This is a genomic window from Puniceicoccus vermicola, assembly GCF_014230055.1.
GTDB lineage: Bacteria > Verrucomicrobiota > Verrucomicrobiia > Opitutales > Puniceicoccaceae > Puniceicoccus > Puniceicoccus vermicola.
This window is the reverse complement of sequence record NZ_JACHVA010000076.1, coordinates 1-16700: the sequence shown is the minus strand read 5'-3', so window position 1 is coordinate 16700 and position 16700 is coordinate 1. Positions and strand designations below refer to the sequence as shown.

General features: G+C 55.7%; 11 protein-coding genes. 9 read left to right on the top strand and 2 right to left on the bottom strand.

The annotated features are described in order from the left end of the window. Positions 1-392: 392 nt before the first annotated feature. Positions 393-1265 (bottom strand): alpha/beta hydrolase, encoded by an 873-nt coding sequence (locus H5P30_RS08415; protein ID WP_221774327.1) that lies wholly within the window; start codon positions 1263-1265, stop codon positions 393-395. A gap of 340 nt (positions 1266-1605) precedes the next feature. Between H5P30_RS08415 and H5P30_RS08410 the strand changes: the two genes are divergently transcribed. Together H5P30_RS08410 and H5P30_RS08405 are read left to right on the top strand one after the other, a co-directional pair. Further along, positions 1606-4062 (top strand): GDSL-type esterase/lipase family protein, encoded by a 2457-nt coding sequence (locus H5P30_RS08410; protein ID WP_185692504.1) that lies wholly within the window; start codon positions 1606-1608, stop codon positions 4060-4062. 40 nt (positions 4063-4102) lie between these two features. Next, on the top strand, positions 4103-5329 hold the full coding sequence (locus H5P30_RS08405) for a Gfo/Idh/MocA family oxidoreductase (RefSeq protein WP_185692503.1): 1227 nt from the start codon (positions 4103-4105) through the stop codon (positions 5327-5329). A gap of 202 nt (positions 5330-5531) precedes the next feature. Here the strand turns inward: H5P30_RS08405 and H5P30_RS08400 are convergent, their stop codons facing one another. Further along, a complete protein-coding gene (locus H5P30_RS08400) occupies positions 5532-6533 on the bottom strand; it encodes a LacI family DNA-binding transcriptional regulator (RefSeq protein ID WP_185692502.1) in 1002 nt (333 codons plus the stop codon). Positions 6534-6713: 180 nt separating this feature from the next. On the opposite strand from H5P30_RS08400, the gene H5P30_RS08395 reads away from it, so the two are divergent. The 7 genes from H5P30_RS08395 to H5P30_RS08365 all read left to right on the top strand — a co-directional run. Beyond that, positions 6714-7580: a hypothetical protein gene (locus tag H5P30_RS08395; RefSeq protein ID WP_185692501.1), complete on the top strand. Its 867-nt coding sequence runs from the start codon at positions 6714-6716 to the stop codon at positions 7578-7580. Positions 7581-7748: 168 nt separating this feature from the next. Further along, a complete protein-coding gene (locus H5P30_RS08390) occupies positions 7749-11369 on the top strand; it encodes a hypothetical protein (RefSeq protein WP_185692500.1) in 3621 nt (1206 codons plus the stop codon). Next, positions 11359-12165, top strand: coding sequence for a hypothetical protein (locus tag H5P30_RS08385; protein WP_185692499.1), 807 nt, complete (start codon positions 11359-11361; stop codon positions 12163-12165). The genes H5P30_RS08390 and H5P30_RS08385 overlap by 11 nt, the downstream gene beginning before the upstream one ends. 203 nt (positions 12166-12368) lie before the next feature. Continuing rightward, the gene (locus H5P30_RS08380; RefSeq protein WP_185692498.1) at positions 12369-13349 is read left to right on the top strand and encodes an aldo/keto reductase; all 981 of its coding nucleotides are present in this window, start codon (positions 12369-12371) and stop codon (positions 13347-13349) included. A gap of 581 nt (positions 13350-13930) precedes the next feature. Then, positions 13931-15010, top strand: coding sequence for a hypothetical protein (locus H5P30_RS08375; RefSeq protein ID WP_185692497.1), 1080 nt, complete (start codon positions 13931-13933; stop codon positions 15008-15010). A gap of 156 nt (positions 15011-15166) precedes the next feature. Next, entirely contained in the window at positions 15167-15811 is a 645-nt protein-coding gene (locus H5P30_RS08370) for an outer membrane protein (protein ID WP_185692496.1), read from the top strand. A 576-nt stretch (positions 15812-16387) separates the two neighbouring features. Beyond that, a partial coding sequence (locus tag H5P30_RS08365) for a transposase (protein ID WP_185691333.1) occupies positions 16388-16700 on the top strand: 313 nt, incomplete at its 3' end.

Here is a 16700-nt window from a genome sequence, read left to right as displayed (position 1 = left end):
CGCGAGGCGCAGCTGAAGCTACTGCCCTACCCCGATACCACGTACCCGCTCAGCTTTAGCTGCGCGGCCATACGCTTCGAAACCCGCCTACGCACCCGCATTCTCCGAAAACCCCACGCGATCGAAGAGATCCAATGAGATTCACTGGACGGCGGAAATCATCCCCGCCAATGCCCTCCATGAAAGACGCGAGGCGCAGCTGAAGCTACTGCCCTACTCCGATCCAACGTACCCGCTCAGCTTTAGCTGCGCGGTCATACGCTTCGAACCCCGCCGACGCACCCGCATTCTCCAAAAACCCAACGCTATCGAAGAGATCCAATGAGATTCACTGGACGGCGGAAATCATCCCCGCCAATGCCCTCCATGAAAGACGCGAGGCGCAGCTGAAGCTACTGCCCTACTCCGACCCCGCGCAGGTGCTTGTCCAGAAATGCCAAGACCATCGGTCTCAGGTCTAATTCCTCGGGGTTCAGATCAAAACTATGGGGAGCGCCCGCAACTTCGACGTAGCAATACTCAAAACCGAACTCCGACAACTCTGCCACCCACTCGCGTGTCTGTTCGACCGGGATCGTCCGGTCTCCGGTTCCCTGAAGAATCAACATGGGCGGAAAGGTAGAATCGAAATAGGTAATCGGCGAAGCCTCCTCTTCGTGAGCCTCGATAACACTCTTGTCGGATCTGCTAAAGGGATTCACGGGTTTTCCCCGAATGTCGGCGGGGCCGTACAGATTGACGACGCACTGCACCGAATTGTCCTCCTCTGGATAAAGCCCTTGCTCATTCCATTTCTCTTCATTCGCGGTGGCGGCCACCATCATCGAAAGATGCCCTCCCGCTGAACCTCCCATGACGGCGATCCGCTCGGGATCGACGCCATACTCACCGGCTTTCGCCCGAATGAATCGTAGGGCCGTCTTGCAATCGATCACATTCTGAGGCCACGCCAATAAGGTGACCCTCTTGTTTTCATCCCGCTCGTTCAGGAGATAGTTGGTCGAGAATACCGCATATCCGGCATTCGACAAAGTCTCGGCAATCATCCGTTCCCGCCGGGAGGCTTTGTCCCCCACCATCCATCCCCCTCCGTGGATCAGTAAAATAGCGGGAACAGGTCCTTCGAAAGACGAATCCGGAAGATAAACATCCATCCTCTCGTTTCGGCCCTCCGGCAGAAATTCGACATCTTTGAGCACAACCGTTTCGGCCTCTCCATGGAGAGCGCCAAAGGCCAGTGCTACAAAGAGGCAAATCATGGGCATTCCCCAAAAACGGTGAAGCCTCGTTGCTGAGAGTGATGATACAGGAGCTTTCTTCATAAAATTTACAATGACTCCCCGGCCCAACCGACAGCTTCTTTTTCATCGTGCAGTCTGAAAAGCATACCTGGGTGCCGGAGATCTTCGAATCCAACTTGAGAACGAGGACCTTGGCAATATTTTACCGTTATATTTTATTTTTAACGAAATTTATCAGAAAATCTATGTTATTTCATTGATCTACTGAACCACTCGAACCATAAACAAGGAAAGGCTTGAGGATCGATCGAGATTCATCTCCCCGCAATCGCCAAGCCTCTAAATATACCGTTAAAGCCCCACCATGCGTTCCTTCTTGAAAATAGCCGCTGCATTCTTTTTTGCCTTCCAAGGCGCTCCTTTATCAAATGGAGCCGACCTGTGGGTCAACGCCCCCACTGAAATAGATACGAACTTCAACTCGATCCAGGAAGCCCTGAATGAAGCCCAAGCTGGCGACACCATTCACGTCAGCCCAGGAGTTTACCAAGAGCGCGTATCCTTCCAAAACAGCGGAACCGAGGAAGCCCCCATCACCCTTATCGGGTCGGGCCCCGGCGTAAAAATCGACGGAAGCACCCCGATCGAGGAGCCATGGGAACCTGCCCCGGATATCGGCCCCGGAGTCTTCCGCCTTCCTCTCGATTTCTTCCCTTTCACCGTAACCGCCAACGGCCAGACCATTACGACTCTGGATGAAAAGCGAACCAGCTCAGAAAATAGCAAAATCCACTGGAAAGAAGCGTTCCTTACCGGCGTAGGCCGGACCGGATGGGATGGAGTCCGAGCTCTGGCGATGTATCGAAACGAGCAACAGGAACTGCTCATTCGCTTCAAAAACAATCTCGACCCAAACCTCATGACCATGACGGTTGCCCCCCGCGAGGCGACCATCGACACCAATGGCCAGGACTACTGCGTCATCCGCAACCTTGCAGTCGGAAACTCCGCCATAGGGGTGGGAATCAAAAGCTCCAAAGGGGTGATCGTCGAAAACTGCATCATCGACCCCGCCGATTACGGAATCCTCCTTGAGGAAGGCGCCGAGGACGCAATCCTTCGCAACAATCGTATCAGTCTCAGCCCCTACGCTGGAGCAGACCCTTGGAGAAACGGCGCCTGGGACAACTGGACCGCCATGAAAGCAGGCGGGTTCTACGACCGTGCGGGTATCCGAATGAACGACACAAACGGAGGTCATGAGATTCACGACAACTACATCCATGACCACTGGGACGGCATCGAAGACGTCGGAAACCCTCCTTGGGCCCCCAACATGCCAGACGCGAACCCCGACTTGCACGTCCACCACAACCAAATCAACAACCTGAACGACGATGGCATGGAGACCATGGGGCCCAGCGTAAACGGCCGCTGGCACGATAATCTCATCATCCGCACACGTTGCGGTTTCCGCATCAAAGCCCCTCAAACCGGGCCAGTCTATATCTACCGGAACCTCTTTCTAGACAACAAGGAGGACCTTCGCAACTTCGGCCAAGGCGAGCAATTCTATCCCGATGTGGAGGTTTGGGTCTACCACAACACCAGCACCGCCGACACGGCCATCAACCGGAACTACCACCGAATGGCCGTTCCGCTGACCACTCCCAATTATCACTTTTTCAACAACCTCTTCTGGTGCCGCAACTGGACCCGATCCTCCGATCCTCTCCCCAAACCGGATTGGAAAACGGATGCCAATGTTTTCATCCTCGCGAATCAGGAACACCCACGCCCTTGGGACCCCGTGCGAGACAGCTCCTCCGCAAGCGCCATTCAGAAGCAATGGCTCCAGAGCCTAACCGAGGCGGCAGAAGCCGACCTCGAAGCCAACAGCACCTGGGTTGGCCATGGACCGAGCGGATTCCGGGATCCGGAGTCCTACGACCTTTCCCTGACCGAAGATAGCCCGGCCCGAAACCGCGGGATCGACCCGTCTCAGATCCGCAAAGAACCCCTACCGGGCCTAAAAGAAGGATACTTCACAGGTTCCAATCCCGATGCAGGCGCCCTTCAATACGGAGACTCTATGCCACAAATCCCTGAAAACAACTCAACCGTAGACCCAGCACACAACCCTGGTGAGATCCTCGTGGTTCTCGTCGGCGACTCGACCGTTACCGGCAAGAGTGATGACCGCGACCAAGCCGGATGGGGCTGGGCTCTCCAACACTGGACAACTCCCGGTATTCGCGTCGAAAACACGGCTGTTGGCGGACGCAGCTCCCGCAGCTTCCGCAGCGAAGGTCGCTGGGACAAGGCCATGGCCATGAACCCCGACTGGGTTCTCATTCAGTTTGGTCACAACGACCAACCGGGCAAAGGACCGGAGCGGGAGAGCGACCCTGAAACCGACTACCGAGACCACCTGCGCCGCTACGTCCGCGAAGCCCGCGAACAAGGTGCGACCCCCGTCCTCGTCTCACCGGTATGCCGCCGGGTTTACCACAGCAACGGCACCCTCTCGGATAGCCTCGAGCCCTACGCGGAGTCCGTGAAAATCGTCGCCGAAGAGATGAACGTCCCTCTTCTCGACCTCCACCAATACAGCTTCGATCAATTTTCAAAGATCACTTCCAAAGAGAGCCTCCAATTCAGCCCAACCGGCACGACCGACCGAACCCACTTCTCCACCGCTGGCAGCGCCTTGGTTGCGGACTGGGTCGTTGAGCTAATGAACGAAGCAACTCCGGAACTCGCATCCAGATTCCAGCTTCCGCGCACTCTTCCTATTCTAAACAACGACCTAGACCAGTAGGCTCAAAGCCCAACTCTGCCCGATCAAAGAATAACCATCCGTGAATCCGACTCAGAGCCAGACAAACACTGATTCGCCCGAAATCCCCAGCCTGCCCATTAAGGTCGCGCTGATTGGAGTCTCGGGATATGGAGATTGCCACTTCCGCTCCATCCTGACCCTAGCCGAAGAAGGACTCGTTCAGTTCTGCGCCGCCACCGTCATCAACCCCGAAGAGGTTCCTCAAAAATGCGAAAAAATGCGGGCGATGGGCTGCCGAATCTACTCCAACCATCAGCACATGCTGAAAGAGGAAGCGGGTCAGATTGACCTCTGCTGCATACCCACCGGGATCGGCTGGCACCGAGTCATGACCATCGATGCCCTCAATGCGGGCATGCATGTTCTCGTCGAAAAACCGGCAGCGGCAACCCTTGCCGAAATCAATGCGATGGACGCTGCCAAACGCCACAATCGGCGCGAAGTCTTCGTCGGCTTCCAAAACATGTACGCCGACACCCTCTGGAAAATTAAAGACCTTCTCGTCGCCGGAGAGTTGGGACAACTTCAAAAGATACGCGTCTGCGCCCTCTGGCCGCGGCCCCACTCCTACTACAAGCGAACCGATTGGGCTGGAAAACTTTCGATCAATGATATCCCCGTCCTCGACTCCCCGACCAACAACGCGATGGCCCACTTCATTCTCATGGCCCTTTTCTGGTCAGGCTCATCACGGGAAGCGGCCGGAACCATCAGGACTCTAGAGAACCGGCAATACCGAGCCCAGGCAATCGAAAGCTTTGATACTTTTTCCGCGCGAGTCCAACTCGTCGAAGGTCCTGAAATCGTGATCAACATGAGCCACTCCAGCGAAAAGTTCGAAGCTGCAGAGATCATCCTCGAGACAACCCGCGGACAATATTACTGGAATGACAAAACCGGAAGCGAACTCACCCTTGCCGGACTTTCCCCAGAAAACAAAACCTTCCCCCCGTTTCCAGACACGCGCACAGTGATGTTCCACAATGTTTGCAAAGGCCTTCAAAAATTGGAGAGCAACGTTTGCTCCCTCGACCTAGCAAGAGAACACACCCGATTCATCGAGAGAATCCATCAATCCCTCAAAATCGAAGACATCCCAGCATCCGCTCTCAAAAACAGAGAGGAAGCAGGAGAGACCTACACCTACGCAGACGGCCTCTCCGAAGCCCTACTGAATGCCCACCACAAGGGATTGACTCTCCACAACAGCGACCTCCCGTGGACGAAGACGGAAGCCACGACGTAGCATCGGCGTTTCGCCGATGACAATGCGAGCGCTTCGCCGACGACCAGCAGATCCGAAAGGATCGGAACCTCTCCAACGCAGATCATCGAGCAAGGCTCGATGCTACGGTCATCCCGGGGTATTGACGTCCTCGCCACCAAAAGAGATCCACAGAAGAAGAACGACAAAAACCGTTCCTACGAATGCTGAAAGACCCAACCACTCAGGAACGGGGAGCCCCGGTCGAACCGTGCACGACCAACCGACCGGGAACGGAAACCGAAACGTCATTCTGAAGCAATGAGAGCGGGGATGCATTCATCAACTCTGCAGCCATCCGCCCCATCAACCCCCAATCGGGCTCGTAGGAAGTGATCGCTCCTTCATTATGGTACGCTTCAATATTATCAAACGAAACCATACTGCATTCATCCGGCAAAGAGACTCCTTCAGCTCTCATTGCCGCCTGAACCTTGTAAGCCAGACTGTCGTTACTACAGACGATCCCCGTAACCTTTTCGATTTCCTTCAACGGCATCGGTTCATGCCGCCGATCAAAAAACAAGACCTCCGACCGTAGGCCGTGCTTTTGCATGGCGGCCAGGTAACCAAACGACCGCTCCTCGAAAATCTGCGCCCGCCCCTGCTGATCCCCCAGAAATAGAATGCGCTCGTGCCCCAACCCGATCAAATGCTCAGTCGCCTCGCACATTCCGTGAAAATTATCGGCAACGACTCGCGGCAAACCCAAGTGCCCCACAAAATTACTCACCGCCATCGCCGGAATTCCTTCCAGCCTCTCCATGATCGACTTCTCGTACCGGCCCAGAAGGAAAATTCCACTGACCGAGCGATTCCGCACCAGCATTGGCACCTCAGAAGATCCCGTCGTAAAAACTTCCACGACCGTTTCTACCCCGAGGCGCTGACACTCTTTCTGGATGGACAGAAAGATGCTTCGAACCACCCCTGACTTGAAAAGATCTCTCTGGCCAATGATCTCATCCTCGAACAAAAGGATCCCCATCCGGCGCAACGGCTTCTCCTCCACTTCAACACGCTTGCCCCTTTTCTTCAAATGCTTGCGATAGCCCATCTCTTCCGCTTTCCGGAGGATCATCTCCCGCGTCCCTTCCGCCAAATCCGGATGGTCGCGCAGAGCTCGGGAAACCGTCATCACCGAAACGTCTAACGCCTCAGCAATTTTCTGTTGATTGATCGACATTCCCAAATGTCCTATTTTTAACGTTAGTTTTCAAGGAGATTCTTTCAACACTTCTCAAAATCGGAAAAATTTCGCACATATTAAGAAATTAACGGATACAAACCTAATTTCTACCGATATTTTATAATTTTTCACGGTATTATGTTTGACAAATCAGCCGAGTTCGAGGGAAATATACCCATGAAAAAGAGAACCCCAAACCACCTTAATTTCTCAAAATCTTCGCTCCTTCCCAAAGTCGGTTCGACCGCTCTAGGAGTCTTTGCCTTTCTGATTGCCTCCGTTCAATCGCAGGCGGCCAGTCAAATCATCTACTCCGACAATTTTTCCGACGGGAATCGAGACGGATGGTACAATTCCAATGCCTCAGGAGGCTTGGTAGTGGATAATGGGCAGCTTAAATCAATTAATACCACTTCTCGGTTCCTAACCTATTTCTCTCCAACCTCTCTGGAAGTTGGAGAATCAATGACAGTCAGCTTCGATCTGGAAATGGCATCTGTTGGAGATAGCAATTATGGATTCCGCATTGGAATCTTGGATTCGGAAGGACTCTCGAATCAGGTCTCCGCCGACGACTATGGGGACACCAATGCCCTCTTCAACAACTATAGCGGATACCGTCTAAATACGAACCTCGGAGCAGACACTTCTAATATAACAACCTTTGCCGGACGAACCGGAGTATCAGACGACCTACTTGGCTCAACCTCGATGACCTCAGTCTCTGGGAGTGGAACCGCAAATGGAGTCAAAATTGAGGCTGAAACAAGCTACCCAACGAGTTTCACCTTCTTGCGGACCGACACTGACACCCTAAGCCTTTCATTTTCGATGAATGGCATCGTACTCTCTACGCAGGATTCTCCGGCAAACACCTTCACCTTTGACACCTTGGCATTTTACAGAAAACAGGATGCCGGAGGAGATATCTTTCTCGACAATGTGGAAGTCTCCTACGACGGCATTCCCGAACCCGGACAGGCCAGCATGATCTTCGGCGCTATCGCCGCCGCGGTGATCATGATCCGTCGCCGCCGACGCTAAGCGCTGGAAAGCGGCCTCTCCCGATATTTTCCGCCCTATCCGGGGCATGCACAGGCAGACTCCGGTCTGCCTGTTTTTTTTTTTTACGGGCCTCTGTGATGTTTGCCTGACAGAATTCGGAAAATCCCTTCCCCTTCCTCAAACCCATCCCTCGAACCCCGCGACCACATGCAAGACCATTTCGCAGGCTCTCGGCCTCAACCTTCCGCCTGTCGTGCTCAGTCCCGAAAACGATCCGGCTTCGCCCTCGTGATTTCGCTTTCACTGATGGCCTTGATCCTCATCCTTCTCATCACGATTGCGGGCTGGCTTCGGATCGAGACTCTTCATCAAACAACGGTTTCACAAAAGACCGATGCGCGGCAAGTCGCTCTCTTTGCAGCAATCGAAGCCCTCGGTGAACTACAACAGACTACAGGTGCCGATCAGCGGGTCACCGCCAGCGCCTCCATCCTCGACACTTCCACCGACACGGAAGCCATTACCGGAGTCACGGAGCCTTACTGGACCGGGGTCTGGATTACCAATCCCCACGATCCAAACCACGGCACCGGAGGAGATCCCCATCAAAATCCGGCTCCGATCAAAAACGGTCTCGGAAATCCGGGCGGCGCCCTCGCTTGGCTGGTCAGCTCCCCCAACGCGAATCCTTCGAACCATACCCGTCAGCCTTCCGACATCCCCCTTTTGGAGATCGACAAAGCAAACCCGGCGGACCCGCGAAATATCTATCTTCCTCTCGAAGACCTCCGAAACACCGGCGGTGACATTGAGGCGAACTACGCATGGTGGGTTGCCGACGAAGGCATCAAAGCCAGCGTCGCGATGGACAATCCTCACGCGCGCAGCAACCTTCCCCAGAATGCGGCCCTGAGCAGTCTCTCCGCACCACGGATGGCCCCGGAATTTATCGAAGATAGCAATCCTCAGGAAAATCTGACGGTTCTCAACAGCCTCGGTTCCATCTTTGAGAACGACTCCTACACCGCTCTACTCGCCAGAATCACCCGCCTGAACCAGCTCCGCTATCCACTGGAAGGTGTTGGGCTCAGTAATGGGAACATCAACGGCCTTCTCGCCAACCATTACCACGATCTAACTCCCCTTTCCCTGGGAGTCCTCTCCGACGCTCGCGAGGGCGGACTCAAAGGCAACCTCAGCGGCGCTTTTTCCGACGACACCGAGTTCGGAGTTCTTCTCGCAGAACACGGACAGCTCGTCTTCGGCCACCGCAATCAAGCTCAGCCCTATGACCCAGCCGACTCCGACGCGGCCCGCGGCAACAGCGCTACTCAGGTCGAGCGGCGGGACCCCGGAGGCCCTCCGTGGGAACAGCTTCGCAGCTTTTACCGCATGCGAGCCAACAGCCTCAACGTCCAACCTCAGACCAACAGTCTGATGGGAGTCTATCCCGTCATCACGATGGTTCAGCTGCACACCCACATGATGCTCCTTGAGACCACCGCCTCGACGCCATCCAATCCTGAATACACCGCCCGCCTGATGGTGTTCCCCGCGATCATGCTCTGGAATCCTTATAATGTGGATCTACCGCAAACAACCTATAGCCTCATCCTGACCTCAAGCGCGAACAAACTGAAATACAATTGGACTCCGGAAGTCGATTGGACCGACACCAGCGGAAACACTCATACCTGGGAACCAAAGTACAGCAGCAGCAGCCAACCTGTCGTCTTCGACGGGGGGGACGAAGGCGGGAAGGACCATGGAGCCATCCGGTTGAATATCACCAGTTCATTTGCCGCCGGCGAAGCAAAGCTCTTCCTCCCTCCCGGCGTAGAAGAGCAAGATTGGTCCAGCGCCAGCGGCATCGGAAACACTCTGGCGGATGCCTCTTCGCCCGCATTCATCCAAGGCGGATATTTCTACTCAGATCTCAGTGAAAATTTCCGCCCAACAGACTCCGGCAACGTCCCCGACCTCAGCAAGAATTTCACTCTCAGACTCGCCCGCGACCTTGGCAATAGCTCCAACACCTCGAGCCTTAACAATCTGGTGATCCTCATGGGGGTTAACCTCGGCAACAACACCTTGCAAAACCTCATCCAGAACCATCCACTTCAGTCGGTCGGTGGTTTCAACCACGGCGCCTTGAGCAACAGCTCAACGACCTCCAACCCATTTCCCGCGTGGTCCGTCTCGCCTTCCAACATTCTCGCTGAAGCGACGGCATCCTCGACGACTTGGAACTCTCTCCCGGCAGCCAGTCTAGGCGGTGACAACTATTTCCCGATTGTTGGATTCACCCAGAATCTCCGCTGGACCGAAAATTTCCACCCGGTCACCTACAACAGTAATCTGGAGCCGATCGTTTCGACTCTGGCTTCCTTCAATCCTCGAGCCGTCCGAAGCGAACGCACTCCCATCGAGCATGCCCAGCAGCCCGGCCGGGATACCCGCTACAACCCACTTTACCTCAATTGGTCGGGGAACCGCTCCGACAACATGAGCTCCTACCGTTGGGCGGAACCCGGGAGCTCTTCCACAGATTGGGGAAGCTTCTACCAATCCCTCCTCTATACTCAGCCCGCAGTGGGCTACACCAACGACCCCAACATCTCCCTGATCACCCAGGACACTCTTTTCGATATCCCCTCTGGTCCCGAATACTTCCAATCTGTCGGTTCTCTCACGCACGCGTCGACCGCTCCCCCCTCACCTCGCACCGACTCAATCACGAACTTCTTCAATGACTCCCTTGCCAGCAGCGACTCGGATTGGAATGTAAACAGCAGCTATCCCGCCTTCGCGATTGGCAACTCCCTGGCCCCCCTCGGGGTCCCCTTGGACGACCGCAGCCGTCACACCTACCTCACGCGTTCCAACCTTCCGACCGATCCTCAGTCCTCGCTCTACGACTGGTCTTACCTTCTCAACGACTACCTCTGGGACCGCTACTTTTTCGCCGAGTATGACTCCGCCAATTCCATCATTCTCAACCCGCGCCTCATTGCTTCGGAAAATGCCACCCCTTCCGAAATTCAATCTTACAAAGAGGCCGCAAAAGTTCTTATGATCCGCGGTGCCTTTAACGTCAACTCGACCTCCATCGATGCCTGGAGATCGCTCCTGGGAGGAACGGTAGGGGCAACGATCAACAGCACACCTTACGACGACAGGGCCCCCTACCTGAAACACGCCTCTCCCCTACTCGGAGAAGCCGACACTTCGGACGAGCAAGCTGCACCGACCTATGCCGGATACCGCACCCTCAGTTCATTGGAGATCGAAGACCTCGCTACCGAAATCGTCGAACAGGTCAAGAAACGCGGCCCCTTCATCTCTCTCAGCCACTTCGTGAACCGGGTCATTGACGACCCTGCCTTCCTCTCATCCCACGAAAATGCTCGTCTCAACCTGAGCCCGACCGAGCGCGAGCGCGCGATCGGTGCCCTTCAGGCCGCTCTCGAAGCTTCCAGCATCAACCAGCGCTACGAACAACCCGACAACTATATCGACTACAACGAACTCAATCGGTTCAACCAATTCAATCGGTATACGGGCATGGGATCGCTCTCTTACGGCCAGCCCGGATTCATGACCCAGGCCGACCTCCTCTCACGCGTCGGTGCGGCCCTCTCGGTCCGGTCGGACACGTTCAAAATCCGCTCCTACGGGCAATCGGTGGATCCTATCACCAACGAGTCCGTCGCCCGCGCCAGATGCGAAATGGTCGTCCAACGCCAACCTCAGGAAATCCGCCCCGGCTCGAATGAACGTCCCTACAAAGTCGTCTCCTTCCGGTGGCTCGAAGACCATGAAATCTAAGTCCCCCTTTCTCTCCTCTGCAGTTCGAGATCCCAAAGCAGACCTTCGCGCCCGGATCCGTCGCCGAGTGACCGAGCTCTTTTTTCTGCTCCTGGTCCTAGCCAGCCCCCTTGCCCAGGGAGAACCTCCACAGGTTAGCGCCACCCTGCAAATTCTCCTGCATCGCCATATCCCTCCAGTGAGATACGAACGGGGGGAGGAGGTTCCGGAAAAATATCAACCCCACACCTACGAACTCTACTACCGGACTCAAAACGAGTTTCACCCGATCCAGTTTGATCGCAACGCCATCAGCGACCCCATCCAATATCAAGGTCCGATAAATTTTACTCTCTACCGGCGCATCCCGGCGCAAGGCCCCGACCAAGAAGATCAATACGTCCCTCAACTGCAAAGCCAACTCACACCCGGGCTGAATCAGACCCAGTTCCTCCTCGGCCAGGACAACCCCGATCAGGCAACCCACCAGCTCGTCGCCATCCCCATCGACTTCGACAACATCCCTCCGAACACGATCTACGGATTCAATATGGGATCCATCCCCCTCAAAGTCGCCACCAGTGACCAAAAGCTCACGATTGGGCCCGGGCGAGGGGCAAAAATAGAGCTTCCTTCCGGCTCTTCCGTTCCCTACCAGATCCTCGCCGCAATCGACGACGACGACACCTACCGTCTCGTCTACCGTCGCCGCTGGCCGACTGGGAATGGCTACCGCGCCCTCTGCATCTTTTTCCCCACCAACGAGACGATGACCCGTTGGAACAGCCGCCTCATCCCTATTCCGGAGGGCGAGTAGCTCCGCATAAAATCATCCCGGCTGAAGAAAGTCTTCCGGGAGGCTTCTTGGTTGCCAGCCTCAGGATTATATCCGCCTTGACTGAACAATCCAGCGGACAGGACAACAAGCGCAACGCTCCAACACACACCTCGAATCGGAAGGAAGATTCCCCAAAACGGGTGGAAAAATCCGAAGACTTCTCCTAGAGTGCTCCCATGGAAATGAAGAAACGCTTACTCGGGAAATCAGGATTTGAAGTCAGCGAAGTTGGGATGGGCTGTTGGCAAATCGGGGCGAGCTGGGGCAGTGCCATTGATCGGGAGACCGCCTTTGCCATTCTTTCCGAATCCGCCGCAAATGGCGTTACCTTCTTCGACACCGCCAACGTCTACGGCGACGGTCGCAGCGAATCCCTCATCGGGGAGTTCATCAAGGCCGAGGGGATTCAGCCCCGTATCGCTACCAAGTTCGGCCGGGGCCCCGTATTCCCCAACAACTATTCAGAAGAGAGTCTGCGCGAATCAGTCCGAGGCTCTCTCTCCCGCCTCGGAGTGGATCAACTCGACCTCCTCCAACTTCACTGCGTTCCGATCAAGGTCCTCCAAGACGGCGCGATTTTCGACTGGCTCCGCAAACTTCAAGCCGAGGGTCTCATCGCCCACTTCGGCGCCAGCGTCGAGACCGTCGAAGAAGGCCTCCTCTGCATGAAACAGGAAGGTCTCCTCTCCCTGCAGGTCATCTTCAACTGTTTCCGCCAAAAACTGATCACCGAGCTCTTCCCCGAGGCCCAGGCCACCGGAACGGGCATCATTGTCCGCCTCCCTCTCGCCAGCGGATTGCTGACCGGCAAGTTCACCCAGTCCACCACTTTTGGCGAGGACGACCACCGCAACTTCAACCGCGACGGAGCCCAATTCAATGTCGGGGAAACCTTCGCCGGTCTTCCCTTCGAAAAAGGAGTGGAGCTCGCTGATGAACTGAAAGCTTTCGTCCCCGAGAGCATGTCGATGGTGCAATTCGCCCTCCGCTGGATCCTCGACCACGAAGCCGTTTCCACCATCATTCCCGGCGCGAGTTCCCCCTCTCAAGCCAAAGGCAACGCCACCGCATCCCGACTCGACCCATTGCCCGAGGAACTCCACCAAAAGCTTCGCAATTTCTACGAAGCCGAGGTCCGCGAGAATATCCGCGGGGCCTACTGATCCTCTTCCCGCAGCCGACTGCCCCACGAAGGTCTTCGGAGAACAGCTACGAGTAGCCCGATCCTTTCCAAGATGAAGGCGTCCGTGGTGATTTCGAACGAATCACTTGCCTCTCCGGGCTAGGAGAAAAACAAGGCACGGGGATTCAAGGCTCCCGGCTCGATCGCAACTAAACCGGGTTCCGTCAACGTCAGTTCACCGGGCGCACCTCCGCTCCCAGTCAGAGGCAATTGAGCCTGAGCCGAAGCAAGGCCGCACAAGGAGACTACCCTACCGGGGAAAACGTCTTCATTTCGGGAGCCTTAGCAAGGTCTCCCGAAATACACGAGGATTCGGATCCGAGAGGCGGTCAACCGCCGCACAGGCTGGCAGCCTGTGGTACGAGAGCGAATCGATTGATCCCGTTCGCCGACGCGATCCTGGATGATTGGGCCGCGGGAATCGCAGGAGTCTCAGATTCTGAGGCGAAGCTGGGAACCGCCGCTGGTGGTGAAAACTTCTGGAAGAAAAGTGGACCAGATCCCGCCTCAACCCATTTTACGCTTCCCTCACATTCGAATCCGAGCTACCCCGTTTGCTCAATGAACTACCAGACTCTCCTGATTGGGATGCTGCTTCCCCTCCTCCTCGCGGCGGAAACTACTTCGACCAACGAGACAAAAACCAGCACCACCACTGACCCATCGACCCAGGATACCTCGACAACGGATTCAAACTCTTGGGTCGATGATACCCACGATTGGCTCTATAACACCGCCCATGAGAAGATTGTCTGGTTCGACAATAAGTTCGTCCCTGCTGGGCAGGAGCCGCTGAAGGTTCCGCCGTCCCGTTTCCGCCTCGGACTTTACGGGGAAGTCGACTTTGGAGCCGCAGACAATTTCAAGCTTCAGCCCGTCATCGACCTCGGCACCGACATCAAATTGCCAAACCTTGAGAGACGATTGCGCGTCTTCGCTACCACCAAAGACCCTTCAGCTCTCCCCGGCGAATCACCCGTCGACTCGAACAACACCCTTCGCATTGGCGCGGCCCGGAGCTTCTTCAAAAACTGGGACACCTCGGCAGGCGTCAAGGCAGACTGGCCTCCAGAAGCCTTCGTCAACGCCCAATGGGCCCCCACCTACCAGCCAGGAGAGCACTGGACCCTCTACCCCAACGGAAAGGTGTTCTGGGACAGCGACGAAGGGGTTGGATTCCTTGGGGCAATGACCGCCGACTACTGGATCAACCGCTGGCTCTTTCGGCAGACCCTTTCCGCCAAGTGGAACAAACAGCAGCAGGACGACGATTCCGATGACGCGAACGACCCGGATAGCTACCTCTACGGAGAAGATGGTGGGGGCTACCGCTGGGCGGCAACCTCCCTCATTGGCTACGTCCCGAAACTTCTAAACGAGAAAGAGTATGGTCGCAGGGTCAACGGTAGCGATGTGGCCGATGGTTGGGGGATTCGCGGACGCATCGAAGGGGATGCCGCAGAGACCCTCTCCTACGAAATGTCCCTCATGCGGAAGGGGCCTCTCTACAAAGATTACGTCTACTATGTTATCGCCCCGAAAGTGCAATGGGAGGCCGAAAACAACTGGGGCGCCGAATACAAGATCGAGATCGGAATCGAGATGCTCATCTGGGGAGATCTCGAGCACCGCTCCCGCTAACCGCCCTGGCTTGCAACGCTCTTCCAGCCATCGATTTTTATCCATCCCAAATACCTATGCCCATTAGTGCAAACCACTCGACACCGAAGGGCTATTGTGCATCTCTAAGCCAGTCGATATAGTCCCCCGTTTTTCCCAACCATCTTCCACACACGCATGAAAACACCGCTCTGCCTTCTCTTTCTCTCGACTTCCCTTCTCCCGGTTACCGCTCAGGAATACATGGGAATGGAGTCCTACGAGGAAGAACCAGAAACCCGCCTTTTCGGTTCCATTGCCAGCCCCGTGGTCTTCCCCGACGGCGATGATTGGGATTATTCGGCCGGCATCGAAGGCCGCCTCGGAATCACTCTCGGACGAGGACTACGGATTTACGGTCTCCTCGGATACTCCTACTGGTATACGGAAGGTGATGCGTGGATCGACGGTTTCGACAGTGAAGGGGTCGAAGGCGACGCCGGAGTCTTTTCCGTCGGTGGTGGTATCGAGTACATGGTGGAGATCAATCCCAGCCATTCCTTCTCCTTCGGAGCGAACTACCAATACCAATACGTAGACAGCCACGTGGACTACAATTTCTCCACCCCCTTTCTCATCGAGAGAGAGAAAATCCACATTGATGACGCCTCCGCGGTCTACGCTGGAGTCGACTACTACTTCCACTACAATCCCAGCGTCGCCCTCTCCTTCGGCCTCGGTTACCTCTTCAACATCGACACTGCCGGCGTATCCTTCCAGGGCGAGCACGTCAAAGACACTAAGTTCGAAGGGTTCACCCTCCGAGTCGGCGCTGAATTCTAATCCAGCGCCTTCCCTCCCGTCCGGAGAGAGTCAATCTGGGAAAAGCAAAAGTGGACAGCTGATCGCCCCGAAAGAGTGCGCATCCAAAGCATCGAAGCTGTAATCATCTCCCGAATACGGGTCACAGAGAACCCGAGGCACAGCTAAAGCTACTGCCCTACTCCGAGCCAGCGTACCCGCTCAGCTTTAGCTGCGCGGCCAAACGCTACGAACGCCAACCAACGCTTCCGCATTCTCCGAAACACACTCCGCGCTCGAGATATCCGATGAGAATCACTGGGGAGGTGGTGATCATCCCGCCAGTGCCCTTCACGAATTACGCGAGGCGCAGCTGAAGCTACTGCCCTACTCCGATCCAGCGTACCCGCTCAGCTCTAGCTGCGCGGCCAAACGCTACGAACCCCGGCCGACACTTCCGCATTCTCCGAAACACACTCCGCTCTCGAAGATATTCGATTAGAGTGACTGGGCAGAGGAGATCATCCCGGCCAGTGCCCTTCAAGAAATACGTGGGGCGCAGCTGAAGCTACTGCCCTACTCTGAGCTTCCCCTGATATGTTGGACAGCTCGGTGCAAATGAAAAGGATAACCGATATGCCACCAACCAAACCTGCCTATTCCCGTGAGTTCCGCGAGGGAGCTGTTGATCTTCTGATCAGTAGTGCTCGCCCTCTCAAGCACGTAGCTGAAGAACTGGGAGTTTCCCCGAACACGCTGAGATTATGGCGTAATCGTGCAGCTGGGATCGGAGGAGAAGGAAGGGATCGAGACCGGCGTGAGCCGGGGGAGATGCCTTCCGGAGCCTCCGATCCTGATGAAGCCTCGGAGCTAAAGCGTTTGCGCCGGGAGAACGAGCAACTGCGTCGTCAGCGCGACATCTTAAAAAAAG

Excerpts from the sequence above, each read along its gene's own strand:
- H5P30_RS08415 (WP_221774327.1), bottom strand. The coding sequence starts at position 1,265 with ATGCCCATGATTTGCCTCTTTGTAGCACTGGCCTTTGGCGCTCTCCAT.
- H5P30_RS08410 (WP_185692504.1), top strand. The coding sequence starts at position 1,606 with ATGCGTTCCTTCTTGAAAATAGCCGCTGCATTCTTTTTTGCCTTCCAA.
- H5P30_RS08400 (WP_185692502.1), bottom strand. The coding sequence starts at position 6,533 with ATGTCGATCAATCAACAGAAAATTGCTGAGGCGTTAGACGTTTCGGTG.
- H5P30_RS08395 (WP_185692501.1), top strand. The coding sequence starts at position 6,714 with ATGAAAAAGAGAACCCCAAACCACCTTAATTTCTCAAAATCTTCGCTC.
- H5P30_RS08390 (WP_185692500.1), top strand. The coding sequence starts at position 7,749 with ATGCAAGACCATTTCGCAGGCTCTCGGCCTCAACCTTCCGCCTGTCGT.
- H5P30_RS08385 (WP_185692499.1), top strand. The coding sequence starts at position 11,359 with ATGAAATCTAAGTCCCCCTTTCTCTCCTCTGCAGTTCGAGATCCCAAA.
- H5P30_RS08380 (WP_185692498.1), top strand. The coding sequence starts at position 12,369 with ATGAAGAAACGCTTACTCGGGAAATCAGGATTTGAAGTCAGCGAAGTT.
- H5P30_RS08375 (WP_185692497.1), top strand. The coding sequence starts at position 13,931 with ATGAACTACCAGACTCTCCTGATTGGGATGCTGCTTCCCCTCCTCCTC.
- H5P30_RS08370 (WP_185692496.1), top strand. The coding sequence starts at position 15,167 with ATGAAAACACCGCTCTGCCTTCTCTTTCTCTCGACTTCCCTTCTCCCG.